Below are 25293 nucleotides of genomic sequence, written 5' to 3'. Positions count from 1 at the left end.
CAGGGCGGTAGCTAGTTGATGTTCCTCGCCATCTGGCCCACACTGGAGTTTGGCCCAGCACAGTGATGCCATGACGACCCCTGAGTTTAATTTGGCGACAGCCCCGGCTGCCCTGAGTGTGGGTGGTTTGGTTGACTACATCAAGGCGGTTTTAGAAGACGACCCCACCCTGCGCCAGGTGTGGGTTGTGGGAGAGGTATCCAGCGCCAATAACCACGCTAAGGGGCTGTTTTTTACCCTCACCGACCCCGATACCGGGGCCGCCATTAACGCGGTGGCCTGGCGCAGCCAGCAGGCGCGCCTGACCACGCTGCCTGCCCTGGGCGACCAGGTAATTGCGCTGGGCACAGTTAAGGTCTACCCCCAGCGCAGCAGCTACCAGCTGACGGTGTGGCAGGTGCTGCCCAGCGGTGACGGTCTCAAGGCCCTGCGCTACCGCCAGCTGCGCCAGCGGCTAGCCGCCGAAGGACTCTTCGATCCAGAGTTTAAGCGTCCCCTACCAGCCCTGCCCCAGACTATTGCGGTGGTGTCGTCACCGCAGGCGGCGGCCTGGGGCGACATTCAGCGATCGCTGCGGCACCACCACCCCGGCCTGCACATTCTGTTTTCGCCCGCCACGGTGCAGGGCGACAGCGCCCCCGCCTCGATCGTGGCGGCCATGGACAGGGTGGCCGCCGATGGCCGGGCCGAGGTCTTGATCCTGGCGCGGGGCGGTGGGGCCAGCGAAGATTTAGAATGCTTTGACGACGAGCGGGTGGTGCGGGCGGTGGCCAACAGCCCCATTCCCGTCGTCACCGGCATTGGCCACCAGCGCGATGAGTCCCTGGCCGATTTGGCGGCGGATTTCTGTGCCCACACGCCGACGGCGGCGGCGATCGCCGCCGTCCCGGCCCTGGCCGACCTGGCCGCTGCTCACCAGCAGCGGACCGCCCAGCTCAAGGCCCTGGTGGCAGAGCATCTGCTGAATGCCCAGGGCGACGTGCAGCGCCTGGGCCAGCGTTTGCTGCGGGTGCGGCTCGACCAGCGCGTGCAGCAGCAGCGGCTCCATGTTCAGCAGCTCAAGCGCCGCCTGGTGCAGGGGGTGCAGGTGGAACTGCGGCAGGCCAGCGATCGCGCCCAGGCCCTGCGCAGCCACCTGATGACCCTCGACCCCGACACCGTCGTCAGGCGAGGCTATGCCCTGGTGCGCGATGAAGCTGACCAGCTCGTCACCCAGGCAAAGACCGTCACCCCCGGCCAAACCCTCCAGGTACAGCTCGCCCAGGGCCACCTCACCGTCCAGGTCACCCAAATCCACTCCCCCCCGCAATAGCCCCCACTCCCCCACTCCCCCACTCCCCTACTCCCTTCTCCACAATGCCTAAAAAAAACGCTCCCAACCCCGCCGAAACCTGGAGCTACGAAACCACCGTCGCCACCGTAGAAGGCATCATCGCCGACCTCGAATCGGGCAGCCTGCCCCTGGCGGCCGTGCTGAGCCAGTTTGAGCAGGCGGTACAGGCACTCCAGCAGTGCGAAACCTACCTGCACGAAAAGCAGCAGCAGGTCGATTTGCTGATCGAAACCCTGGCCGACAACTGACCCACACCGCACTCTATTAGCTCAGCCACAGCAGCCCGGCGTAGAGGGTGGCCCCGCCTAAAAACGACCAAAAGCAGCTCTTTTGGGCATCGGGCAGCTCTCGCTTGAGAATGTTTAGAATTGTGCTGCCCGCCAAAAATGACCAGATCAGGGCAGTCGCCACTTCATTCAGCTGGGTCACCGCTCCAACGATAGCCCCGGCCAAAATGGCCGAGGCCAACAGCCAGCGGCCCTGGCGATCGTAGAGGATTTGGTAGTGCGATCGCAGCCCGCGATCGAGGATTAAAAAATGCAGCGCGATGGCCAAAAAAAATAAAAGATACTGGCCTAAATTGTGGTTACTCAAGCCCAACAGCATGTAGCCAAAAATAGCGTTGAGCATCGCGTAGGCAGACATATGAATCCAAAACACAACCTGCCCGGCCCGGTGCATAGCCTGGTCGCTACCGTTAAACCTGCGCCCGGTCAGCACGAGTCTATCTATTCCGTAAAACGCCGTCAGGCCCAGCAGAGCCACCAGGTAGACCTGATTCTCCAGGGGCTGGAGAAAAGACAGCGTCGTCTGATTCAGCTGCATCTGGGCTCGACCCAGGGCGGGAAAAACGCTTAAAAATATAAACCCGATTGAAACTCCCCCCGCGAACGAAAAGCACCGTCGCTCCGGCATTACCGCCCCAATATCGACCTGGGAAAGCACGGCGTGGACCAGGGCCAAAGCAATGGCCAAACCAATTCCGATAGCTTGCATCACTTTTATTAATCTCTAGCTATTGCAAAAAGCCGCTGGGCTGGGCCAATTCAATAGTAGGGTTTGGCTAGCCTGGCTGGCTGAACTAAGCCTTAAAAATATGGCGCTAAATGCAAAAAAATGTAAATAAAATTGTCGTGCAAGCTTTGCCTGAAGGACTGACGTTGCTGACTTGAGGCGTAAATTTGGGTCGGGCAAACAGCCATTTGCCCCGGAAAGGATGTTTAAAGAGTCCTATCTTTTACAGCAAAAGTGGAGATCCCCTTTAAATCTCCCTTAAAAATAGGGAACAGGGGAATCAGCAGGTGGCTAAAGCTACAGCAGATCGCTTTTCAAACACCCTCTGGCAGAGGTATTGATTTTTTCATCTATACCTGTTTTTAGCAACCCCGCAAAATTGCCCAATTTAGGGTGCAGGCTAACATCTGCTTTTTAACTCATAGCTTACTCATAAATCACTTAGGTGAAACTCATGCCGCCGCACGAGAGCAGTGGTTTACTCAATTCATTACCTTTTATCCTGTTTAGGAATAGCGCAATGAAAGCCACTTCCCAAATTTTGAGCGCCTGCGCCCTGGCCCTGGGGCTGCTCGGCACGGCTACTTCGGGGTCCGTTGAGGCCGCTCGCTTATCCGATGGACGGGTTTTATTCGATCGCCCGCCAACGCTGGTCGAAGCCACCACCTTCGACCAGCAGGCTGGCTTTAGCAGCCGCTACCATTTTGTGGTTCAGGTGCCTGAAGATGCGGGTGAGCCGCTGGAGGCGATCGCCATTACCCCCCGAGACAGTGCCCAACGCATCCAGTTCAAGCACGATGGGGTTACCGCCCAGCAGGGTACTGCCTACGCCCATGGCCCTGTCTTGCCCCTGGCCAGCGTAGGCGGCGCGGCAGCCAATCCTGAAGATATTCTGATTGTGTTTGATCAACCCGTGCAGCCCGGCGAAACGGTAACCGTGACTCTGCCCACTGCCCGCAACCCCTGGGGAGGCGTGTATTTGTTTGGGGTTACGGCCTACCCCAGCGGCGGCAATGGCGTGGGCCAATTTTTGGGGTATGGTCGCATTAATATCTACGACAGCGATAAATAACCTGAGTTCGGGATCAGAAAAGACCTTGGCAAAGCAGGCCCACTGTCCCCTCCTTGGGAGGGGTAGGGGTGGGTTATCTATGCCAGCATGGCAACTCACCCTATCTAGAAGCTTGTATTTTGCCGTAGGTTTAACCCACCCCGCCCTTCGGGCACCCCTCCAAGGAGGGGACAGCGTTATCCCGAACTGAGGTTAAATAAGGCTGTTTGGCGGACAAAAACTATCTGCTCTGTCTCTCAAGTCGGTGCTGTTTAGACTGCTGTTTACACCCGAGTTGGCTGATACAACTTTGGAAAGCATCCCGTAGGTCAGGTGGCGCCATAGCAGAACCCAACAGGCCCCAGATTGTTGGCTAGTGTTGGGTTTTGCTGCATTTCATCCAGCCTCCATTGGAAATGTGCCGGGCAGTTAGGTTTATGCCGATCGCTTCTCTGGTTAAAGCTGCACTATATCCAAACGCGAGGTGGCCAGGCGGTCCATCCAGCCGGCCAGGAACTTGTGGTTAGCGGCCTGTTCGGCAGAATTTTGGGTGTCGGCAGGGTGGGGGAGCAGCCCCTGGAGTGAAGCGCTGGTGACGCAAAACATCGACTTTTGGAAGCTCTGGCAGATTTTTACCCGCACATCGTCAAGGCCGCGCCCCTGGGAGCGATAAAACGCCGTCAAATAGTCGGGCAGGTAGTGGCGCATGTCCTGCATCAGCAGCGTGGGGGGAATACCCGCCCCACCGATGGGCAGCGGATCGGCGTAGAGGGCGCCGTACTCGAAGCGGGCCTGGTCCACATCGATCTGATCGGCCTGGGCATTGTAGGAGACCGTGCCCAAAAAGGGTGTGCCCCGAAAGAACACGGCCTCGACGTAGGGCACAGCCGTATCCATCAAAAAGGTTAGCCCCGCCGATTTGGGCAGCAGGTCGTAGCGGGTGCCGTGAATGTCGACCCCGTAGGTGATAGGATTTGCCGCCGCCGCCACCAGCCCTGCCTTGATAAAGGCAACCACATCGGGAATAGTTTTCACCTGCCCGGCATCGTAGGCGTCCGACAGGTCGATAAACAGATCGCTCATCACCCGCCAAAACTGGCCCAGGGCGCTGTAGTAGGCGAGCTGGCGCACCTGCTCGGGCAAAAAGTCGGGAAACAGCGCGTTGAGCGCCCGAATGGGCAGGTTGGTTTTGATTTTGGCGGTTACTGCACTCCGGCAGTGCTGCAAAAAATCGTCGCTGTCGAGGTATTCGTCTAGTTTGCCGCCGCCGTGCCAGAGCATGGTTTTCATGCAGTACTCGGCGTACTCAAAGTTGATCCGATCGTGCCACCAGTGGCGCAGCAGCTGGGGCAGCGTCACCCTGCCATTGAAGTATTTGAAAAATGGAAACAGCACCAAAAACTGATGATCGGCAATGTAGATCAGGTTTTTGGAGTAGGCGTCGAGCACCACGCCGTAGCTCTTGAGAATGCCGACCACCTCCAGCACGTTGGTCTCGGAGTCGGGCAGCAGGGCCTTGGCCCCCAGCAGCTTTTGAATAAAAGACTCCATGGGGTGGGCGGTAGCGGTGGCCGGGGATAGCGTATGGGTCATGGCAGATAGCTTCGGCGTTAGGGGTCGACAGGGGCAGGCGAGACAGGCAGCGGCTGGGCCAGGGTTGGAGCAACCAGGGCGGTGTCGGCTACGGCGGCGGGCAGCGCGGCGGGAACAAACCGGCTTCTGGCCTGCACAAACCCCTGGTAGGGCTGGTGCAGGACCAGGGTGATGTGCTCGCTCCAGCGCGATAGCCAGGTGGGCTGGAGGCCAAAGGCCACAATCAGAGCAGCTAGGCCCAGGGCCGGGGCGCGATCGCGCCAGCTAACCTGGGGCAGCACAACGTCGAGCTGGGGGGTGCTGGCGGGAGGGGCGATCGCCAAGCGACCAAAGAAGGCTCGATTGACCAGCAGTAAAAAGTAAACCGCCGTCAATCCTGAGCCCACCATGCACAGCAGGGTCTGCACCGGAAAGATCAGGAAGCTGCCCCGAAACACCAAAAACTCAGAGATAAAGCCCACCATACCGGGAATGCCGGCGCTGGCCATCACCCCCAGGATCATCATCGATCCAACAAAGGGGAGGCCTCGCTCAGGGTTGAGCAGGCCGCGCAGCACCGTCAAATCGCGGGTGCCGGTGGTCTTGTAGACCACCCCCACCAGCAAAAACAGCAGCGCCGAAATCAGCCCGTGGCTAATCATCTGAAACACGGTGGCCACAATGCTCACCGGGGTAGAGGCCGCCGCCGCCAGCAGCACGTAGCCCATGTGGCCAATGGAGCTGTAGGCCACCATTTTTTTCATATCCGTTTGGGCGATCGCGGCCAGCGACCCATAGAGCACGCTGATCACGGCCCAGGTGGCCAGCCAGGGGGCCAGGGCCATCCAGGCATCGGGCAGCAGGCCGAGGCCAAACCTCACCAACCCGTAGGTACCCAGCTTCAGCAGCACCCCCGCCAGCAGCACCGACACCGGGGTCGAGGCCTCCACGTGGGCGTCGGGCAGCCAGGTATGGAACGGAAACAGCGGGATTTTAATGCCAAAGCCAATCAGCAGCGCCACCAGCAGGGTGATCTGCTGGGCCAGGGGCAGTGCCGCCGCCAGGCCGCTGTCGTAGTCGAAGCTGGTGTTGCCCGACAGCCACACCAGGCCCAAAAACGCACCCAAAATCAGCACCCCCGACAGGGCGGTGTAGATCAAAAACTTAGTCGCCGCGTAGCCCCGCCTGGCCCCGCCCCAGATCGCAATCAGCAGGTACAGCGGAATCAGCTCCAGCTCATAGAAGATGAAAAACAACAGCAGGTTAGCGGACAAAAAGGCCCCTGCCACGGCGCTGTTGATCACCAGCAGCAGCACGTAGTAGAGGCGGGGGCGATGCAGCTTTGGATCGCTGATATAAATAGCCACTAGCCCCAGCAAGCTGTTTACCGCCAGCAGCGGCAGCGACAGGCCGTCCAGCCCCAGCCGGTAGCTCAGCCCCAGCGGTTCTACCCAGGGCAGTAGCTCCTCAAACTGAAAGCCCGATGCCGTCAGGTCAAACCGGGTGGCCAGCAGTCCCGCCAGGCCCAGGGTCAGCAGCAGGCTGGCGCCGCTGATCGCCTTAGCCGCCTGCGACTCCAGCTTGCCGGGCCAGAGAATCAGCCCCAGTCCCCCCACCAGCGGAATTAAAATCAGTGCACTTAACATCGCCAACCGTTACCAAAGCGTCCAGGTCATGAAAATTCCGAGCAGCCCCACCCCCGTAATGATGGTGAGCAGGTAGAGCTGCGACTGGCCCGAGGCACTGTACTTAAGACCCTCCCCGCCAAATAGCGAGGCCAAACCCACCCCGTTGACCAGCCCGTCGACCACGTATTGGTCAAACCAGCTGCTCAATCGGGCCAGGGTAGACACCGCCGCCACCACCGTTTTGGCGTAGAGGCGCTCGGTGTAAAAGTCGTAGGCCAGCAGGTCTTGGGCAATGCGCAGGGGGCGATTCAGCGATCGCGTCAGCGACTTATACAGGGGCACCTTGACCCCCACCGCCACGCCCACCCATCCCGACGCCAGAATCAGGGCCGCCAGCGGCATATTGATGTAGCGCCAGGGGGGCAGAATCAGCAGCTTGCCCATCATGAGCGGCATCAGCAAATTCACCACCGAAAGTGTCACCATGGGCACCGCCATCTGCCAGGGCACCTCCGGAGCGCGGCGAGTTTTGGGCTGGGGATTGCCCAAAAACACCAGGCGAAAGACGCGGGTTAAATTGAGCGCCGTCAGCCCGTTTACCACCACAAACACCGCCGCCAGCAGCGGGTAGTCGCGGCTGAGAAAATCGACCCCCATGCGCAGCCCCCAGAAGCAGCCCAGGGGCATTACCCCCACCATGGCCAGCGCTCCGGTGGCGTAGGCCATGGCTGTGGCGGGCATCTTTCTCCCCAGCCCCCCCAGTTCCGTCAGATTCTGGCAGTTGGTGGTGGTGATAATCGATCCCACAGACATAAAGATCAGGGCTTTGGCCACCGCGTGAGTGAGCAGCAGGATCAGAGCTACCCCCGGCCACTCGGTGCCCACCGCAATAAACACCAGCCCCAGATAGGCGCTGGTGGAATAGGAAAACGTGCGCTTCAGGTCGGTCTGGGCCAGCGCCACCAGCGATGCCCCCACCGCCGTCACCGTACCGATCGCCACCAGCGTGCCCAGGGCCACGGGCGACAGCACAATAATGGGCTGGAGGCGAATTAGCACGTAGGCCCCGCAGGTGACCACCACCGAATTTCTCAAGATCGAGGCCGGGTTGGGGCCTTCCATGGCTTCGTCGAGCCACAGGTGTAGGGGGAACTGGGCGCATTTGCCAATCGGACCAGCGATCAGGGCCAGCCCCAGCAGCGTGTCCATGGCGGGGGGCAGCCCCTCCACCTTGACCCACTCGTAGAGGTCATTAAAGTTGAGGCTGCCCGCCAGCGAGGCCAGGGCCACCACCCCCATCAGCAGCAGCACGTCGCCAATGCGCTTGGTTAAAAAGGCGTCGCGGGCGGCGGTCACCACCAGCGGCTGAGCGTACCAAAAGCCAACCAGCAGGTAGGTTGACAGCGTTAGCATCTCCAGCAGCGAGTAGGAGACAAACAGTGAACCGCTCAGCACGATGCCGCTCATGGCGGCCTCAAAAAAGCCCATCAGGCCGTAGAACCGCGCCAGAGCCCAATCTTTTTCCATGTAGCCCAGGGCAAACACCTGGGCCAGCAGACTCATGCCCGTAATCAGCTCCAGGGCGCCCAGATTGAGTACCGAGATGTCAAAGGCCAGGGTGAGGTGTAGATCGGCAAAGTCAAACCAGGTGAACAGCAGCTCCCGGGAACCCTGATTCCAGATGCCGCGAAAGGCCATGAGTCCGTGGCCAAAGGCCAGCAGCGTCATGACTATATTCAGGTAGACCGCCGGACGGGGGCCAGTCCGGCGCACCAGCCCCGTGGACCAGGGCAGCGACAGAAGTGCCCCTATCAAGCCATAAACCGGCAGTAGCCAGCTAGTTTCTACAAAAAACTGAGTCATTCCGACGATTTCTGACAACACCTTACCCTTTGCAGCTAACGGCGCTCTTTGCCCCCGGCCCCTGGGCCAGGCTCTGTAAAAAATCGGCGAGAGATGCCATGGGCTAGCCCCAGGTCAATGGGACGGCTAGGGACAAAAGAAGCTACAGAACATTCGGGGGCGATCGCCCCAAATCCCGTCTCCGCAGCAGCTCATCCCAATACCTTGAATCTCCTAGCCAGATCGTTTGAGGGGTTTTAGCCCTCGCAGCGGCGAAAAACACCGCAAATCAAGCCTCCAGGTCCGCTATAACAGCGCTTTTTTGATATTCTACCTGATTCCCAAACGGCCTCTTGACCAGGAGGAGGTGAGTTTCTAGCCAAATCTATAAAAAGGCTTAAAGTCAGCGATCGCAAATCAAACCAGCTGCCCAGCCCCGACCAGAGGCCCATCCGTGCAACCCTAGGGGAGAGTGAGCAGTCACTCTCACGCTCGTGTGGATCGGTTACAACAAAAAAAGCTTTGCGTCATAAGCTTTAATAATATTCAACATTAGCAACAATCATTGGGGCTTATATTGCAAAAGTGACTATGGACACCTATGCTTAATCTGTCATCAAGAATTTTTGGGCAATCCGGCGTTTTTGCTGTCAAAGGGTGATTCCCGTTTTTTTATTTCTCGGGACCTGTTTTTCGTGCTCGCATGATGGACAGGCGCACTAGGTAGTCCCAGGATTGTCTGAAATATATAGGGAGATTTCGACTATGCCAATTGCTGTTGGAATGATTGAAACGCTTGGTTTTCCGGCGGTGGTAGAAGCGGCTGACGCGATGGTAAAAGCAGCTCGAGTTACGCTGGTGGGCTACGAGAAAATCGGCAGCGGGCGCGTTACCGTAATTGTACGCGGCGATGTGTCTGAGGTCCAGGCCTCTGTGTCAGCGGGTGTTGAGTCGGCCAAGCGCGTCAACGGTGGCGAAGTGCTATCCACCCACATTATTGCCCGCCCCCACGAAAACCTAGAATTTGTGTTGCCCATTCGCTACACCGAAGCCGTTGAGCAGTTTCGCACCTAGGTCCTAGAAGTCTAGGTTCTAAAAACTTAGGTTTCGCGACCTGTTTTGCTCTAAGGTTAAGGATCTGTATTAGCCAGAATTACTGGCCTGAGGCAAGACTAATTCAGCATTCGTTTGAACTCCTGTTATTTTCTGAAAAAAAGGCATATAAAGCATGGCAATTGCAGTTGGTATGGTCGAGACATTGGGCTTCCCGGCCGTGGTAGAAGCAGCTGACGCGATGGTAAAAGCAGCTCGGGTTACCCTGGTCGGCTACGAGAAAATTGGCAGCGGGCGCGTCACGGTGATTATTCGTGGCGATGTGTCTGAGGTCCAGGCCTCGGTTGCGGCCGGTATTGAGAACGTCAAGCGGGTCAATGGTGGTCAGGTGCTGTCCACTCACATCATTGCCCGTCCCCACGAAAACCTGGAGTTCGTGCTGCCCATTCGCTACACCGAAGCGGTGGAGCAGTTTAGAGAGAGCGTCAGCGGCATCCGCCCCTACGGCAGATAGGTCGCTATGCTCTTGGCTAAGGTTCGCGGCACGGTAGTCAGCACCTGTAAAGAGCCCAGCTTAAGCGGCGCTAAGTTTCTGCTAGTGCAGCTGATTAGCGAAACGGGAGATCTGCTGCCTGACTATACCGTTGCCGCCGATGTGGTCGGGGCTGGCCCGGGCGAATGGGTGTTGATTACCCAGGGCAGCGGGGCCCGGCAGCACCACGGCTACGAAAATCGTCCTGTGGATGCAGCTGTGATTGCCATTGTCGATACGGTCAGTCTCGACAGCGGCAATCTCTACAATAAGCGGGATGATTTTAGCTAGTTAACTTCGGACGCTCTGCGGTTTTCTGGGGCGGTCGGATGGCGGTTGGTTAGCACTTTGGCAGCTGTTTTGGGCGGGCTGTTTTTGGGCGATGCATGCCCGAGCGGTCAAGGGTTCTTTTGGAGGATGTGTAGCAATGGCGATCCGCACACCAGCGGCGTCTCCGACCCAGGCGGCGGCTTCGGGGCGGGCCTCTGGGTCATCAGCAGGTTGGGTCCACCCCTTAGCCCAGGTGCAGGGGCAGGTATTGGTAGAAGCGGGTGCGGTGCTGGCGGCAGGGGTAACGGTACAGGCCGACCCCAGCGCCACGGTCCGGCTCGGCCCGGCCAGTGTCTTGCAGGAGGGGACCTCGATCTACGGTCGTGCTCAGGGGCGAGTGCTGGGCGACGATCGCGCTTCCTACGCCGTTTGGGTGGGCGATCGCGCCTTCCTAGGCTATAAGGCCCTCGTGCAAAGCCCAGTCTACATTGGCCCCGGCTGCTTTATTGGTTTTCGCTCTACCCTCTACAACGCTCGCCTCGGGGCGGGCTGCGTCGTCATGATGCATGCCCTGGTGCAGGACGTGGAGGTGCCCCCAGGTAAGCTGGTGCCCTCTGGTTCAGTGATTACCCAGCAGCACCAGGCTGACGGTCTGCCCGATGTTGGCCCCGCCGATCGGGCTTTGGTTGACGAGCTTTCAGACACGGCGGGCCTTGTGACCCCGACCGCTTGGCGCGAGCCCACGGGCTCGGCTTTCCCCGACCGCACAGCAGACTCAAACGAACGTGATGGATTTGGCACTATGACTTCTCAACTGCTACCCCCCGACGTTGTCCAGCGGGCCCGTCAGTACCTGGCCCAGGGCTTTACCATTGGCACCGAGCACGCCGACTCTCGCCGCTACCGCAGCGGGGTTTGGCAGACTTGTAGCCCGATTCAATCGCCGCGCGAGTCAGAGGTGTTCGCCGCCCTGGAAGCTTGTCTAAGAGAGCACTCGGGAGAATATGTGCGCATGTTTGGCATCGATCCTAGGGCCAAGCAGCGCATCGCCCCGGTGACAATTCAGCGAGCCGATGGGAAGGGTGTAGCCGTCAGTGGTAGCGTAGCTCAGGCCTCATCCAGCAGCAGCAGCGCCTATCGCCCAGCGGCGTCATCGACCGGTGGGCCACTCTCCGCAGAGGTAGTCAACCAGGTGCGCCAGTACCTCAGACAGGGCTACCGCATCGGTGCCGAACACGCCGACACCCGACGCTACAAGAGCAATGTGTGGCAAACCTGTGTCCCGATTCAGTCGTCCCATGAAGGCGAGGTGTTTGCGTCCCTAGAGCGTTGTCTGGCCGAGCATGTCGGCGAGTACGTGCGGCTGTTTGGCATCGATCCAAAGGCCAAACGCCGAGTGGCACCCGTGACGATTCAGCGCCCCGACGGCAGTTCTCCGGCCGTTAGCCCCGGCTCCCTATCTAGTCCATCGGTAAATCCGCCAAACTACAGCACGGCTTCGAGCTTTGGGTCTTCCCCGGGCTATGGTGGCCCTGGGTCGGTTTCTGGAGATTCGGCCCAACAGGTGCGGCAGTGGCTGAGCCAGGGGTACCACATCGGGGCCGAGCATGCCGATATTCGCCGCTACAGCAGCAATGTGTGGCAGACCTGCGCCCCCATTACCAGCAACCGGGAGAGCGATGTGATGGCGGCCCTACAGACCTGTATGGCTGAACATCCCAACGAATACGTCCGTGTTTTTGGCATCGATCCTAAGGCCAAGCGCCGGATGACCCCAATCACCCTTCAGCGGCCGGGTAGCCAAGTGCCGTACCAGCATTCGCCAACCCCGGCAGCACCCGCCTCCAACGGTTTCAGCCAGTCTAGTGGTAACGGTTCGGCTCCGATGGGCGGACTTTCCCAGGACGTGGTGCAGCAGGTGCAGCAGTTGGTCAACCAGGGCTGTCGACTCAGCCTTGAGCACGCCGATGCGCGCCGCTACCGCAGCGGTGCTTGGCAAACGGGGGGTTCCCTAGGCGGCAGCCGGGTCTCCGATGTGCTGTCTGCGCTAGAGTCACAGCTGCGCCAGCATTCAGGGGAATATGTGCGACTGATAGGCATCGATCCGAAGGTAAAGAAACGAGTGCTTGAATCTACGATTCAGCGCCCCTAACCCAATCCTGACGCAAAGATCTTTGACCGTGGCAACATCCGCCCAGGCCAGTCATTCGCCTACCAACGGCCATATCCAAGGCAGTGTGGATATGGCGGCGGGGGTAGCTATGGCCTCTGGTGTGCTGCTGGGCGCGGCACCGGGCTGTCGTCTGGTGATTTCCTCTGGGGTGTGTTTGGGGGCCGATGCGGTAGTCCAGGCCAGTCAGGGGGATCTGGTGCTTGAGCCAGGGGTGAGCCTGGGCAGCGGTGTGCTGGTGGTCGGCCATGGCTCCATTGGCCAACACACCTGCATCGGGGCCAACAGCACCATCATCAATCCTGCCCTGGGGGCTGCTCAGGTGGTTGCTCCGGGGTCTTTGCTGGGCGATCCAAGTCAGGCAGCCTCAGCCCAGGGTGCTCAGCCGCATGGGTCTGGGTCCGGCGATCGCCAGACCAGCGGCGGCTATGGCTATGGGACTGTTGCCCAAAACGGCAATATCTCCAGCGCCAATATCTCCAACGGCAGTACTCCGAACGGTTCCACTGCCTACGGCAATGTGCAGAACGGCAATACCTCAAACGGCTCCACCGTTTACGGCAAAACCCAGGTCAATCGTCTGCTGGCGACTCTATTTCCCCAGCGCCAGGCTCTGAATGGCGCTACCCCAGAGGACAGGCCGTAGAATGGAGAGGCAGACATCCCTGTGCAGAGGCACCCTATGCAATCCGACGGCAAATTAGCCTCGCCCCTCGACCTCAAGGCGGGAACACCCAGGCGGCTAACCCTGGCCGCGCCCGCACCCAAGCCCACGGAGGCCCAGCGGCGCGACAAGTATCGCGGGGCTGCCCTGGGCATGGTGTCGGCGGAGAGCTTTCCGGCGATCGTCGGCACCGCCGATGCCATGCTGAAGGCCGCCGATGTGCTGCTGGTGGGCTATGAAAAAACCGGCGGCGGCCACTGCACGGCCATTGTGCGGGGGGGTATTGCCGATGTGCGCATGGCCGTAGAGGCCGGGGTCGAAACCGCCCAGGAGTTTGGCCAGTTCGTCTCGTCCTCGCTGATCCCGCGTCCGCTGCCCAACCTGGAGGCGGTGCTGCCCATCTGCGCCCGCTGGGACGAGTTGCGCGGTGAGGGGGGCGGCAAACTGGGCAGTCAGGCCATTGGGCTGTTAGAAACGCGGGGATTTCCGGCCATGGTGGGGGCGGCTGACGCCATGACCAAGAGCGCCGATGTGGAGCTGATGTCCCACGAGGCCATTGGCGAAGGGCTCTGCACTATTTTAATTCGCGGCTCGTTGCCCAACGTGGCGATCGCGATCGAAGCCGGCATGCACGAGGCCGAGCGCATCGGCGAGCTGCATGCGGTCATGGTCATTCCCCGCCCCCTGGACGATCTCGTTGAGTCACTGCCCGCCATGGAGCAGGAACAGGAGCAAGAGCAGCCCCTACGCATGCCCCTCAACCTGGAGACCAAGCCGGAAGAGGTTGAGGCCGAGCCAATTTTGATCGAGGCGGCGGCAGAAGAGGCCGCACCGATTGCCCTGGAGCTGACGGTGGAGCAAGAGCTGGCGGACGAGGAGCTTTAGGCCCGCCCTCGACGGCACTGGCCGGGCCTTGACCCAATGTAGATATCCAGTTGAGTCGGGCGAATGACCATGGTGAAACAGCCTGTGCGCACGATGTTGGCGATTTCCCTGGGGGCGATCGCAGGCGCGCTGGGTCGGTACTACGTCGGGATTGCCCTGAACGGCCTTTTGGGTACAGCACTGCCCCTCAGCACGCTGGTTATCAATGTGACTGGATGCTTTGGTATGGGGCTATTGGCTACGCTGTCGGTGGGGCGGGCAATCAGCCTCCACCCCGACCTGCGGCTACTGCTTTTGACGGGTTTTTTGGGGTCCTATACGACCTTTTCCACCTACGAACTGGAGAGCTCTAGCCTCCTGGCCCAGGATCGCCTCGGGGCCGCTCTATACTACTGGGCCGGGAGTGCGCTGCTGGGGTTGATTGGCCTCCAGCTGGGGATTGCCCTGGCGGAGTGGCTGCTCAAACAGCTGGAGCAAAATTGATTAAGCTAATTGAATCTCAGCCCTGGGCCTGTCAATTTGGATCTGTCGGTTTCAGTCTTCGTTTAGCCCATAAGCAACCATGGAATCCCCCTATTTATTGCCAGCCTGGATTGGGCTGGGTGCGGTATTTGGGGCGCTCAGCCGCTACTATCTGACGCTGATCTGCGCGCGGGCCTTGGGTGGCTATTTCCCCTTTGGCACTTTTGTGGTCAATCTCTCGGGAGCCTCTCTGATGGGGTTTCTGGCCACCTACCTACCGTCAGTCAACCCCAATTTGCCCCTCAATCACTTGATCTTTGTGGGGTTTTTAGGCTCCTATACGACGTTTTCAACCTACGCGCTAGAAACAACTAATTTGCTCAAGCAAAAAACCTATGGTCAGGCGCTGTTCTACGGTGTGGGCGGCCTGGTGGCAGGGTTTTTAGGGGTTGAGCTTGGTATTGCCCTGGCCCGGCAGCTATCGGGGTAACCCACAGCGCCATCGCCCCCTAGGCCTTGTCTTTGAGCGTTTTGGTTTCGTAGAGGGCCAGCAGCACAATGCCCACCAGCAGAGGAAAAAAGTAATAGATTACCCGATACAAGAGCAGCGCCCCCAGCAGCTGGGCGGAGGAGATAGGCGGTGAGATGAGCAAAATCAGCACGGTTTCAAAGACCCCTAGGCCTCCAGGGACATTGCTGACTACCCCGGCAATTTGGGCCAGCAGGTAGCTGCCAAAGAAGATCAGGTAGCTCAGATCGGGGTGGGCGGGCAGCAGTACAAAGAGCACCGCCGCCGCCAGCGCCCAGTCGCAGGAGGTGACGAGGATCTGAGCTAGGGAAATCTCGACGGGCAGGTGGGGCAGCACCCAGTCTCTAATTTTGAGCGATCGCCGACTGACGCTGCTGAGCACGAGGTAGCTGCCAGTCACCGCCAGAAACACAATGCCGAGGGGGTGCACGGTGCCAAAGGGCAGGTGCAAAATTCTCGGCACCGAGAGCGGTTCGAGGGTAAAGACCAGCCCCCCCACCGCAAAGAGACCGACCCAGAAACTGAGGTTGCAAAACGCAATCATCTGGGCAATTTTGCCGGGGCTGAGCCCCCAGGTGGTGTAAAAGCGATAGCGAATGGCGCTGCCGCTGAGCAGGGCAAAGCCGACGCTGTTGCTGATGGCATAGCTAATCACCGCCACCAGGGCGGTCTTGCGGTAGGGCAGGGGATACCGCACAAACCTGGCCGCCAGGGCATCGTAGCCCGTGAGAAACCCATAGTTGACCGCCGTCAGGCCGACGGACAGCAGCAGGACTTCGGGCGGAATCGCCGCCATGCCGCTGAGAATTTCTTGGGGCTGGTATTTGCGCAGCTCGCTGGCGATCGCCCAGATCGACAGGGCAAATAGGCCCAGGCTAAGCAAAATCGGCACCACCCGCGAGAGGCGCCTGAGGCCGTTGGTCAGGGCCGTGCTAAAGAACTGAGCCCCGAAGTAGTCTTGCAGGCGATCGCCGGAGTCGGCCCGCACCAGCGCCACCACCACCTCGGGCAGGCTGGCCAGGCGCGAGTAGACGAAGTAGCGCGGCTCCCAGCGGGGATGAAACTTGTCTTTGTAGGCCCGCAGGCCCTGGATATTGTAAAACTGGTTTAGGTGGGCGTAGAGGTAGTGAACCCCCTGCTCTAGCCGGGGCGCCTCTGGGGTTTCCCCGACTCCAGAGAAGATCACTAGCCCCAGGTTGAAGCCCTCATAGCCCTGCTCTTTACAGTGCTGCAAGAGCGCGATAAACAGATAGTCCATGGCGCCCCGCTCGACCTCGTGGCGGTGGCGCATCAGATCGATAGTGGCCTCGTTGCGCTGGTATTCGGGCACCAGGTTGGCAAAGGCAATGGGCAGGCCCTGGGGGTCTTCCACCACGGCCATGACGCAGTCGCGCAGGTAGTCGGGGTCAAACCAGCCCAGGGAAAACTTCTTTTCGGCCCCCTGCATGTGATCCAGCCAGTCGTCGCTAATCACCCGCAGCTCGGCCAGCAGGTCGTCGGTGAGGGGGGGCGCGTAGTACCGCACCCGGTAGCCCTGCTTGGTGAATTTGTTCAGCGGCGTGCGCAGATTGCGTCCGGCTTTGCCCTCCAGGGTGAACTCGCGCAGATCGACCACGGCTTCTTCCCCAATTTTGAGGGCCTGAAACCCCAGCGCTTGGTACAGATCCAGGTCGTCGGGCAGGGTTTGGTAAAAAGCCGGGTGCCAGTCGTTGCGATCGCAAAATTCCCGAAAGCCAGCGATCGCCCCCGGGCGGTCGGCGGCAGGGCCGATCGGGTCGCCCAGGGCCACCGCGCCGCGCCCCTTGGGCACGTAGGCAATCACCGTCTGCCCCGTCGGGCTGAAGTAGTAGGATTTATCCTCCAGCAGGGCAAACCGGGCCAAAGACGATCGCCCGTGCTGCTCGACAATGGCCCTGGCCCGCTGCCAGTCAGCCTCGCTGGCGGTGCCGCGAAAAATCACCGGGCGAAACAGCATCCAGGCGGCGTAGAGCAGCGTCACCGCCCCCACAATATAGATAGAATCGGCAAAATGCCGACCAAAGCGAGTGGTGGGCTCCAGGCCGCCGTTGTCGGCGGTAAAAAACATGGCCAGGGTTTGGCCCATCGCCTCCGGCAGGCTAAAGGGGGCGGCATAGTGGCGATCGAGCAGCCAAAACCCCAGGGTGCCGTAGGCCAGGGTAAACAGCAGCGCCCCGGCCAGCACCCGCAGGCCCTGAACAATCGACGGGCGATCGGACTGGGCGGTGAACACTGGCCGCAGCCGCACCAGCAGCACCAGCAGCACCACCGCCAGCAGACTCTCCTCGTAGTCCAGCCCCTTGAGCAGATGGCTGACAATAGAGACCAGCAGCAGCCCCACCACCAGAAACCAGGCCACCCGTTTACGCCGCAGCAGATTGGCCGCCAGCAGCAGCAAAAAAAATCCGCTCAGGGCAGCAAACAGGTGAGCCCCCAGCCGAACCTCAATCGGCAGAGCATCCCTGACCCAGGCCACCCGCTGGGGCAGCCCAGGGGTCACCGCCGACCACAGATTAACCAGACCCATCAGGGCGGTCAGCACCGTAGCCATCCAAATACCGAGTTGTGAACGCTGGTTCAGCACGCCGTTTCCAAAGATTGCAGGGGACTTCTCCAAGTTTAAAGGACGGTGTCCAAAGGACGGGCTTGTGCCGCCGCCCCATGGCCCGTACCGCTGATCTGGGCCTAACCCTGTGTCGATGCTGACACCCATTTGCCACAGGTTTGCTATGCTCAACCCTTAGATTAGTCTTTGCCTTTTTATGGCTGAGGTCGTACTGTAGGCCAAAGGCTAGAGTCAAGCGTTAGCCAATTAAATAACTAGCTTTAAAGGGATATTGAATGAGCGCCCATAGCCAGCTAGGGGTTGAAGTTCCCGAAGAGAGAGGGGTTCAGGCTCTGATTGACCGCTTAAAAAATCAGGGCATTGAAGCGGGACAGCGTCAGTCTCAACAGTTGATTCAAGAGGCTCAGGCCAAGGCCCGTAAAATTGTGGCCGAGGCCCAGGCCGAAGCCCAGCGGATTCGAGTAGAGGCCAGAGAAGCCGCCGAGCGAGAGAAAACCGTGGGTCAAGAGGCTCTGCGGCTGGCGGCGCGAGATGTGCTGATTTCCCTTAAGAACCAAATTGCCGGGCTGTTCAGCGAGGTGCTGGGGCGGCAGGTCAGCGCCCAGTTTGATCAGGACGCCTTTTTGCAAAAGCTGCTGCTGGCGGTCTGTGAGCGAGAAACCGAGGGGGTTTCCGCCGATCAGGCCCTGACCGTGCTGCTGTCGGAGAGCCGCTCCAGCGCCCCCCCCAGCAGCGAATCGCCGATCGCCAACTGGATTTTGTCCCTCTGTCAGGAGGGACTGCGGGAGGGCATTGAGTTCACCGCCACAGACGAGCACTTCAGCGGCTTCAAGGTGCGGGTCGAGGAGGAGCAAATTCTGATTGACCTGACCGACCAGGCGGTGGCCCGGCTGCTGGAGCAATACCTGCTGCCCCGGTTCCGCTCGGTGCTAGAAGGCTATGTGTAGAGCGGAGTACCTGGGTCGATGAGTTTTCCCTACTACGGTGTCGTGTCCAGCCTGCCCTTCCTGAGCAACGACTTTTCCCTCAACCGCCTGCCCATCAGCCGCAACCAGCTCAAGTCTCGCCTGCTGTCCCTGGTTCCAGAAGACCGGGAGCAGCTCTGGGTGATTGTCAACTTTCACGAGCAGCTCTACGCCATTACCAGCTACACCGATGAGCAGGTAGCCCAGATGATCGACGCTGCCGCAGGGCAGATCTCCCACCCCCGGATCAAAGAGCTGTTTGAGGCCGACATTGCAATTTTGGTAATTGTCTCGGCCCTGCGCCAGCGGCTGCTGGGCATGACCCCGGTGCTGCCCTCTGGCGCCCTGCCCCAGCAGATTCGCCGCAACTGGCAGCAGCCAGATTTTGGTCTGGCCGCCCGCTATGCCTGGATTCCGGAGGTGCGGGGCTACCTGGAAACCGGCCAGGTGCAGCTGCTAGAGCGCCGCATGGACGAGGTGCGCTGGAACTATGCGGTGCAGATCTCTCGGGACAACCCCTTTACCCTGGAGGCGATCGCGGCCTACCTGGCCCGCTGGGACATTCTGTTTCGCTGGAGCCGGGTTGACCAGGCCGCCGGGCAGCAGCGCTTCGACCAGCTGGTGGGGGAGATCTTGCAGAATGCCTATTGATTTCCCCATAAATCGCAGGGTGCATTCGCGGCCTATCAAGCTTGGCAATTCTGCGCAGGTTAGGGCTTTGGGCCGCAATGCACCGCTTTTGGTACAGAGAATTTCGTGTGATGTAGGATGCATTTCGCCAAGGGCGAGGCTTTGCCAACGCGAAGCAATGCACCCTACGTCACGGGTGGGCGGTGCCCACCCTACGCTTGTTCATCCACCTCACTCAGGCCCCAGGAATGGTTAATACAGCAATTCCCACTGAATCTCCGCAGCTAGAATCGGCCCTGGCCCGCGTGGTCGAGGTCAATGCCAACGTCGTCACCCTGGAGCTAGAGCAGGGCAATTTGGTCAAAAACGAGGTCGCCTACCTGGCGGTGGGGGATCAGTCCCTCAAGGCCGAAGTCATCCGCATCCAGGGCAACCGGGCCGACATGCAGGTGTTTGAGGATGTCAAAGGGGTACGGGTGGGCGATCGCATCGTCTGTACCGGCGAGCTGCTCTCGGTGGAACTGGGGCCGGGGCTGCTGGGGCGGGTCTTTGACGGCCTGCAAAACCCCCTGGCCGACCTGGCCCAGACCCACGGCTTCTTTCTGCCCAGGGGCATCTATCTCGACGCGCTGAACCGCGATCGCCGCTGGACCTTTACCCCCCAGGTCAAAGTCGGCGACACGGTGCAGGCCGGAGACGTGCTGGGCACCGTCATGGAAGGGCAGATTCCCCACAAGATCATGGTGCCCTTCGACCAGCCCCACCGGCTGGCGGTCAGCTTCATCCAGGAGGGCAGCTTCCGCATCGAAGAACCCGTCGTGCACCTGCAAAACGGCAGCGGCGACTCCATTCGCCTGTCCATGCTCCAGCGCTGGCCGGTGAAAGTGCCCCTCTCCAAGGACATGCAGGATCGCCGCCTGGTCGAGCGCCAGTACCCCAGCGAGGCCCTGGTCACCACCATCCGCATCATCGACACCTTCTTTCCCCTGGCCAAGGGGGGCACCGCCTGCGTGCCCGGCCCGTTTGGGGCGGGCAAGACCGTGCTGCAGCAGCTAATCGCCAAATTCTCCGAGGTGGACGTGGTAATCATCGTCGCCTGCGGCGAGCGAGCCGGGGAGGTGGTCGAAACCCTGACTGAGTTTCCGGCCCTGCTCGATCCCCGCAGCGGTCGTCCCCTGATGGAGCGCACGATCATTATCTGCAACACCTCCAGCATGCCGGTGGCGGCGCGGGAAGCCTCCATCTACACCGGCATTACCCTGGGCGAGTACTACCGGCAAATGGGGCTTCAGGTGCTGCTCTTGGCCGACTCCACCAGCCGCTGGGCCCAGGCGCTGCGGGAGATCTCGGGCCGCTTGGAGGAGATCCCCGGCGAAGAGGCCTTTCCCGCCTACCTGGACTCCCGCATCAAGGGCATGTACGAGCGGGCGGGCGTGCTGCGCACCCGCGACGGGTCCGTCGGCAGCCTGACGATTTTGGGCAATGTTTCCCCGGCGGGGGGCAACTTCGAGGAGCCCGTCACCCAGTCCACCATCGCCACGGTGAAGGTGTTTTTGGGCCTCACCTACAACCGGGCCTACCGGCGGGCCTACCCGGCGATCGAGCCGCTGATCTCTTGGTCCCGCTACCTCGACCAGCTGCAAGACTACTTCCGCACCCACCTCTCTCCCGAGTGGGTCGAGAAAGTAAAATTCAGCCTGGAGCTGCTCAAAACCGGCGATACTATCAACCAAATGATGCAGGTGACTGGCGAAGAGGGCATTCCCCTGGAAGACTACATCGTCTATCTCAAGGCCCAGTTCCTCGACAACGCCTACCTCCAGCAGGATGCCTTCGACGATGTCGATGCCTCCAGCCCCCAGGCCCGACAGGTGCAGAGCTTTTTGCTGGTGCTCAAGGTGCTGGAAGCCGAATTTAAGGTGGCGACCAAGCCCGACGCCTACGGTCTGTTTACCAAACTCACCAGCCTGTTTAAAAATCTCAACTACTCCGTCCTCGACTCCAGCGACTACCAGCGCTACGAGCAGGAGTTGGAGACCCTCCTGGATCAAAACGCATGACCTGGCCGCGGGGGAAATACTCTAAACGCGCTTCTGCTGTGCCACATCCTAACCATCACCATGATTGAACACACCGGCATTCTTGAGATCAACGGCGACATTATCAAAATTAAGGCCAAGGGAGTGCGCTACGGCGAGCTAGCGACCCTGAACAATCCCAATGGCCGCACCTCCCCCGCCCAGGTGATTCGCCTCCAGGGGGATTTGGTGACGCTACAGGTTTTCACCGGGGGCCAGGGCATCTCCACCGGGGCCACTGTCCGGTTTCTGGGCCACCCGATGGAGGTAATCTGCAGCGACAACATTCTGGGCCGGGTGTTTAGCGGCGCGGGGCAGCCCATCGACGGCGGCCCCGATCTCTCCATGGAGCCCCAGGTGGAGATTGCTGGCCCCAGCATTAACCCCTGGATGCGAGTGGTGCCGAGCAACCTGATTCGCACCAACATCCCGATGATCGACATGTTCAACTGCCTGGTGGAGAGCCAGAAGATCCCCATCTTTACCGTGGCGGGAGAGCCCTACAACGAACTGCTGGCCCGCATCGGCATTCAGGCCGACGCCGACATCATCGTGTTTGCGGGGATGGGCCTCACCTTTGACGACTATCACTTCTTCTGGAATACCTTCCAGAGCCAGGGGGTATTTTCTCGCACGGTGATGTTTGTCAACATGGCCTCGGACTCGGTGGTAGAGCGCCTGCTGACCCCCGATATTGCCCTGGCGGTGGCGGAGCGCTTTGCGGTGGAAGACAGCCGCCGGGTGCTGGTGCTGATGACCGACATGACCGCCTACGCCGACGCGCTCAAGGAGGTGGGCATCGCCATGGAGCAGATTCCCTCCAACCGTGGCTACATGGGCGATTTGTACTCCACCCTGGCCTTCCGCTACGAGCGGGCCTGCGACTTTAAGGGGGCGGGTTCGGTGACCATTCTGACGGTGACTACCATGCCCGGCGACGACGTCACCCACCCGGTGCCCGACAATACGGGGTTCATTACCGAAGGGCAGTTCTACCTGCACGATCGCATCATCGACCCCTTCGGCTCCCTCTCCCGCCTGAAGCAGCTGGTGATTGGCACCAAAACTCGGGAAGACCACGGGGCCGTCGCCAACACCATGATTCGCTTTTTTGCCGGGGCCAAGGAAGCCGAGAAAAAGCAGTCCCTGGCCTTTGAGCTGAGCGACACCGATGAAAAGCTGCTGCACTTTGGCAAGCTGTTTCGGGAGCGGTTTATGGACTTTAACGTCAACATTGCCCTCGATGACGCCCTGAATTTGGGCTGGAAGACCCTGGCGGAATGTTTTTCCCCGGAGGAGCTGCTGATGAAGGAAGACCTAATCAAGAAATATTTGCCCAGGGCGGCGGCAGCGGAAGACCTCGAGGCTGAGATAACCGTTGCCGAGGCGGCTAAGGATGTGGACCTAGTGGAGGTGCGGTAGGCCATGGCCAAAATTGCCTTTAACAAGGGCGCGCTGAAAGCCCAAAAAGACCAGATCGATGTCTACGAGCGGTTTTTACCCTCACTAGATCTGAAAAAGACCCAGCTCCTGATTGAGGTGAACCGGGCCGAGCAAATGCTCCGCGCCGCCAAGGAACAAACCGCTACGGACCAGGGCCGAGTGCAGTCGTGGGTGGCGCTGCTGAGCGCCACGCCCCTGGAGCTGTCGAGGCTGGTCACGCTGGTGGGGTGGGAAAAGCGCCACGAGAGCGTGGCCGGGGTGCGGGTGCCGGTGCTGGGAGACATTCAGTTTCAGGTGCGCCCCTACACCCGGCTGGGATCGCCCCTGTGGATCGACGCCCTGGTGGAGTCGCTTCAGGAGGCCGCCAGCCAGCAGCTCAAGGTCACTATTTTAGAGGAGCGGGTGCAGCTGATGAGCCAGGCGCTGAAAAAGGTAACCCAGCGGATCAACCTGTTTGAAAAGGTGCTTATCCCAGAGGCTAAGGAAAATATTCGCAAGATTCGGCTGTTTATCTCCGATTCTGAACGCACGGCTGTGTGCCGCTCAAAGCTGGCTAAGGCCAAGCTGGAGAAGGCGTTCCTCAACAGCCAGGCGGCCGCCAGCGCGGACCCGTCCGATGCCTACGCGGAGGCGGAGGCTCAGCCATGACCATTGCCAAACTCAAGCGACTGACGGTGGTGGGCACGCTGGCCGAAAAATCGGCGGTGCTGACCCAGCTCCAGGCATTGGGGGTGCTGCACCTGATCGATCTGAAGACGGAGGCCGCGCCGCTGATCGGAGATCCCTTCAAGGACACCCGACTGGCCCTGAAGTACCTGGAAGACTGCCCCCAGAAACAGCGCCCGGCCCGCCACCTGAAGCACTTTAACCCCCAGCAGCAGGTGGAGCGGGTGCTCAAGCTGAAGGCGGATATTGAGCGGCTGATCGACGAGCGCGATCGCATCTCCACCCAGATCGACGCCCTCAAACCCTGGGGCAACTTTCGCCTGCCAGAGGAGGATAGTCTGGACGGCCTCAGGTTCTACTTTTACCAGCTCACCCTGAAACAGTTTCGGCAGCTGGCGGCGATGGACTGCGTCTACCAGCTGATCAAGCGCGACCACCGCTTTTACTATGTGGCGGTGCTTCACAGCGACCTGCCCGACTGGCCCATTCAGCCGCTGAAGCTGCCCACGGTGCCCCTGGCCGACCTGCAGGAGCAGCTCCAGGATGCGGAAGACGGCATCGAAAACCTGGAAACCCGGCGGATTGGGGCCACCCGCTTTATCCAGGCCCTGCGCGACTACCTGCTGGATGCCCAAAATGCCAGCGAACTGGGCCAGGCCAACGCCATGACCCACGACGAGGCGGGTATTTTTGCCCTCCAGGGCTGGTGCCCGGTGGATCAAACCGAGGTGGTGGCGCAGCTGGGCGATCGCCTGGGGCTAGCTCTAGAAATTCAGGATCCCGCACCGGACGATAATCCGCCGGTATTTTTAGAAAACTCCTCCACCTTTGCCCCGGGCGAAAGCCTGATTCAGATCTACGGCATGCCGGGCTACCGCACCTGGGATCCCTCGGCGATGGTTTTTGTTAGCTTTGTGCTGTTCTTTGGCCTGATCATTGCCGACGCCGGGTATGGCGTTATTCTGCTGGTGCTGGCCCTGCTGTTTCGGGGCCGACTGGTGCGATCGGGCAAAAAACAGTTTTGGCAGCTGTGGCTGGCCCTGTCCCTGAGCGCCTGCATCTACGGCATGCTGATGGGCGAATACTTCGGCTTTGAGCCCCCTGCCACCAGTCTGCTGGAAAAAATCGCCATCCTCCAGCCCAACCTGGAGAAGCTCAACGAGCTGATGGCCTTCTCCATCGGCATTGGGGTGGTGCACGTGGCGATCGCCAACCTGATCAGCATGGTCCACCGCTGGCCCGGCCATGCCTTCTACGTGCACCTGGGCTGGCTGCTGGTGGTAGTCGGCGGCTACGCCGCCTGGATCTTCGGCTTCCTGGCCCCGGCGCCGCTCCTGTCTCACCTGGGTATTTGGGGGCTAGGGGCGGGGCTGGTCCTGGTGTTTTGCTTCAGCCACCCCGGCCCGCTCAACGCCAAAGGTCTCAGCCAGTGGTTTTTTGGCGGCCTCCACGGCCTCACCGAAGCCTCCAAAATCTTCGGCGATGTGCTCAGCTACCTGCGGCTGTTTGCCCTCGGCCTCTCCAGTACCTATCTGGCCCTCACCTTCAACCAGCTTTCCCAGGACGCCGCCAGCTTCGGCGAGCTGGGCATTCTGCTCTCCTTCGTGATTTTGCTGTTCGGCCACCTGATGAACTTCGTCCTCTGCATCATGGCGGGCACCATCCACGGTCTGCGTCTCAACTTCATCGAGTTCTATCGCTGGAGCCAAGACGCCAATGAAGAGGGGCAGTTGTTTAAGCCGTTTCAGAAGTACTTGCCAGGGAGGTAGGGAGGTGGGGAGTAGGGGTTAGGGGAGTAGGGGAGATAGGGAGGTGGTGTAACAAAGGCGTTAGTTTTAGAAGTCTTCCCCACCTTCCCCACCTCCTCCACCTTCCTCACCTTCCCTACCTTCCTCACCTCCCCCACCTTCCCCCACTCCTCC

Annotated in this window: 22 protein-coding genes and 1 pseudogene; 17 read left to right on the top strand and 6 right to left on the bottom strand. The window is 60.2% G+C overall.

Going from position 1 to position 25293, the window contains the following annotated elements:
• Positions 1–70: 70 nt before the first annotated feature.
• Complete coding sequence (gene xseA, locus LEPTO7104_RS0102075) at positions 71–1312, top strand: exodeoxyribonuclease VII large subunit (protein WP_017296887.1); 1242 nt, start codon at positions 71–73, stop codon at positions 1310–1312.
• Positions 1313–1356: 44 nt separating this feature from the next.
• Positions 1357–1581, top strand: a complete 225-nt coding sequence (xseB, locus tag LEPTO7104_RS0102070; RefSeq protein WP_017296886.1) for an exodeoxyribonuclease VII small subunit — start codon at positions 1357–1359, stop codon at positions 1579–1581.
• Positions 1582–1597: 16 nt separating this feature from the next.
• Here the strand turns inward: xseB and LEPTO7104_RS0102065 are convergent, their stop codons facing one another.
• Positions 1598–2329: a hypothetical protein gene (locus LEPTO7104_RS0102065; RefSeq protein WP_017296885.1), complete on the bottom strand. Its 732-nt coding sequence runs from the start codon at positions 2327–2329 to the stop codon at positions 1598–1600.
• Between the two features lie 538 nt (positions 2330–2867).
• Here LEPTO7104_RS0102065 and LEPTO7104_RS0102060 point away from each other — a divergent pair.
• Positions 2868–3419 carry a DUF2808 domain-containing protein gene (locus LEPTO7104_RS0102060; protein ID WP_017296884.1) on the top strand — a complete coding sequence of 184 codons (552 nt, stop codon included), beginning with the start codon at positions 2868–2870 and terminating at the stop codon, positions 3417–3419.
• 435 nt (positions 3420–3854) lie between these two features.
• Here the strand turns inward: LEPTO7104_RS0102060 and LEPTO7104_RS0102055 are convergent, their stop codons facing one another.
• From LEPTO7104_RS0102055 to LEPTO7104_RS0102045, 3 genes are read right to left on the bottom strand one after another with little or no spacing between them, the layout of a single operon-like run.
• The gene (locus tag LEPTO7104_RS0102055) at positions 3855–4991 is read right to left on the bottom strand and encodes a CO2 hydration protein (protein WP_017296883.1); all 1137 of its coding nucleotides are present in this window, start codon (positions 4989–4991) and stop codon (positions 3855–3857) included.
• Between the two features lie 17 nt (positions 4992–5008).
• The gene (locus LEPTO7104_RS0102050) at positions 5009–6616 is read right to left on the bottom strand and encodes an NADH-quinone oxidoreductase subunit M (protein ID WP_017296882.1); all 1608 of its coding nucleotides are present in this window, start codon (positions 6614–6616) and stop codon (positions 5009–5011) included.
• Between the two features lie 9 nt (positions 6617–6625).
• A complete protein-coding gene (locus LEPTO7104_RS0102045) occupies positions 6626–8461 on the bottom strand; it encodes an NAD(P)H-quinone oxidoreductase subunit F (protein ID WP_017296881.1) in 1836 nt (611 codons plus the stop codon).
• 744 nt (positions 8462–9205) lie between these two features.
• Between LEPTO7104_RS0102045 and LEPTO7104_RS0102040 the strand changes: the two genes are divergently transcribed.
• From LEPTO7104_RS0102040 to crcB (LEPTO7104_RS0102005), 8 genes are all read left to right on the top strand, one after another.
• Complete coding sequence (locus LEPTO7104_RS0102040; protein WP_026072292.1) at positions 9206–9514, top strand: carbon dioxide-concentrating mechanism protein CcmK; 309 nt, start codon at positions 9206–9208, stop codon at positions 9512–9514.
• Between the two features lie 154 nt (positions 9515–9668).
• Positions 9669–10007 carry a carbon dioxide-concentrating mechanism protein CcmK gene (locus tag LEPTO7104_RS0102035; RefSeq protein ID WP_017296879.1) on the top strand — a complete coding sequence of 113 codons (339 nt, stop codon included), beginning with the start codon at positions 9669–9671 and terminating at the stop codon, positions 10005–10007.
• Positions 10008–10013: 6 nt separating this feature from the next.
• A complete protein-coding gene (ccmL, locus tag LEPTO7104_RS0102030) occupies positions 10014–10316 on the top strand; it encodes a beta-carboxysome shell vertex protein CcmL (protein ID WP_017296878.1) in 303 nt (100 codons plus the stop codon).
• Between the two features lie 136 nt (positions 10317–10452).
• Positions 10453–12447 (top strand): RuBisCO small subunit-like domain-containing protein, encoded by a 1995-nt coding sequence (locus tag LEPTO7104_RS0102025; RefSeq protein ID WP_026072291.1) that lies wholly within the window; start codon positions 10453–10455, stop codon positions 12445–12447.
• 28 nt (positions 12448–12475) lie between these two features.
• The gene (ccmN, locus tag LEPTO7104_RS0102020) at positions 12476–13111 is read left to right on the top strand and encodes a beta-carboxysome scaffolding protein CcmN (RefSeq protein WP_155523483.1); all 636 of its coding nucleotides are present in this window, start codon (positions 12476–12478) and stop codon (positions 13109–13111) included.
• Positions 13112–13147: 36 nt separating this feature from the next.
• Positions 13148–14014 (top strand): beta-carboxysome assembly protein CcmO, encoded by an 867-nt coding sequence (gene ccmO, locus LEPTO7104_RS0102015; protein WP_017296875.1) that lies wholly within the window; start codon positions 13148–13150, stop codon positions 14012–14014.
• Between the two features lie 69 nt (positions 14015–14083).
• Entirely contained in the window at positions 14084–14497 is a 414-nt protein-coding gene (crcB, locus tag LEPTO7104_RS0102010) for a fluoride efflux transporter CrcB (protein WP_026072290.1), read from the top strand.
• Between the two features lie 79 nt (positions 14498–14576).
• Positions 14577–14966: a fluoride efflux transporter CrcB gene (crcB, locus tag LEPTO7104_RS0102005; protein ID WP_017296873.1), complete on the top strand. Its 390-nt coding sequence runs from the start codon at positions 14577–14579 to the stop codon at positions 14964–14966.
• 19 nt (positions 14967–14985) lie between these two features.
• Here crcB (LEPTO7104_RS0102005) and LEPTO7104_RS43465 read toward each other — a convergent pair whose 3' ends face one another.
• Both LEPTO7104_RS43465 and LEPTO7104_RS43460 read right to left on the bottom strand, forming a co-directional pair.
• Complete coding sequence (locus tag LEPTO7104_RS43465; RefSeq protein WP_225887073.1) at positions 14986–15897, bottom strand: lysylphosphatidylglycerol synthase domain-containing protein; 912 nt, start codon at positions 15895–15897, stop codon at positions 14986–14988.
• Positions 15898–15954: 57 nt separating this feature from the next.
• A pseudogene (locus tag LEPTO7104_RS43460) lies at positions 15955–17607 on the bottom strand (phosphatidylglycerol lysyltransferase domain-containing protein); the annotation flags it as partial.
• Positions 17608–17864: 257 nt separating this feature from the next.
• On the opposite strand from LEPTO7104_RS43460, the gene LEPTO7104_RS0101995 reads away from it, so the two are divergent.
• The 6 genes from LEPTO7104_RS0101995 (at position 17865) to LEPTO7104_RS0101970 (ending at position 25140) form a co-directional block, all read left to right on the top strand.
• On the top strand, positions 17865–18536 hold the full coding sequence (locus tag LEPTO7104_RS0101995; RefSeq protein WP_017296871.1) for a hypothetical protein: 672 nt from the start codon (positions 17865–17867) through the stop codon (positions 18534–18536).
• Positions 18537–18554: 18 nt separating this feature from the next.
• Positions 18555–19205 (top strand): DUF2764 family protein, encoded by a 651-nt coding sequence (locus LEPTO7104_RS0101990; RefSeq protein ID WP_017296870.1) that lies wholly within the window; start codon positions 18555–18557, stop codon positions 19203–19205.
• A 227-nt stretch (positions 19206–19432) separates the two neighbouring features.
• On the top strand, positions 19433–21244 hold the full coding sequence (locus LEPTO7104_RS0101985) for a V-type ATP synthase subunit A (protein WP_017296869.1): 1812 nt from the start codon (positions 19433–19435) through the stop codon (positions 21242–21244).
• A gap of 60 nt (positions 21245–21304) precedes the next feature.
• Positions 21305–22684 carry a V-type ATP synthase subunit B gene (locus LEPTO7104_RS0101980; RefSeq protein ID WP_017296868.1) on the top strand — a complete coding sequence of 460 codons (1380 nt, stop codon included), beginning with the start codon at positions 21305–21307 and terminating at the stop codon, positions 22682–22684.
• A 3-nt stretch (positions 22685–22687) separates the two neighbouring features.
• Positions 22688–23353 (top strand): V-type ATP synthase subunit D, encoded by a 666-nt coding sequence (locus tag LEPTO7104_RS0101975; protein WP_017296867.1) that lies wholly within the window; start codon positions 22688–22690, stop codon positions 23351–23353.
• Complete coding sequence (locus LEPTO7104_RS0101970; protein ID WP_017296866.1) at positions 23350–25140, top strand: V-type ATP synthase subunit I; 1791 nt, start codon at positions 23350–23352, stop codon at positions 25138–25140. Before LEPTO7104_RS0101975 ends, LEPTO7104_RS0101970 begins: the two co-directional genes overlap by 4 nt.
• The last annotated feature ends 153 nt before the right edge of the window (positions 25141–25293 follow it).

The organism is Nodosilinea nodulosa PCC 7104 (assembly GCF_000309385.1).
Lineage (GTDB): Bacteria > Cyanobacteriota > Cyanobacteriia > Phormidesmidales > Phormidesmidaceae > Nodosilinea > Nodosilinea nodulosa.
Note: the sequence above shows the minus strand (reverse complement) of the source record. Positions and strands in the feature narration are given on the sequence as shown.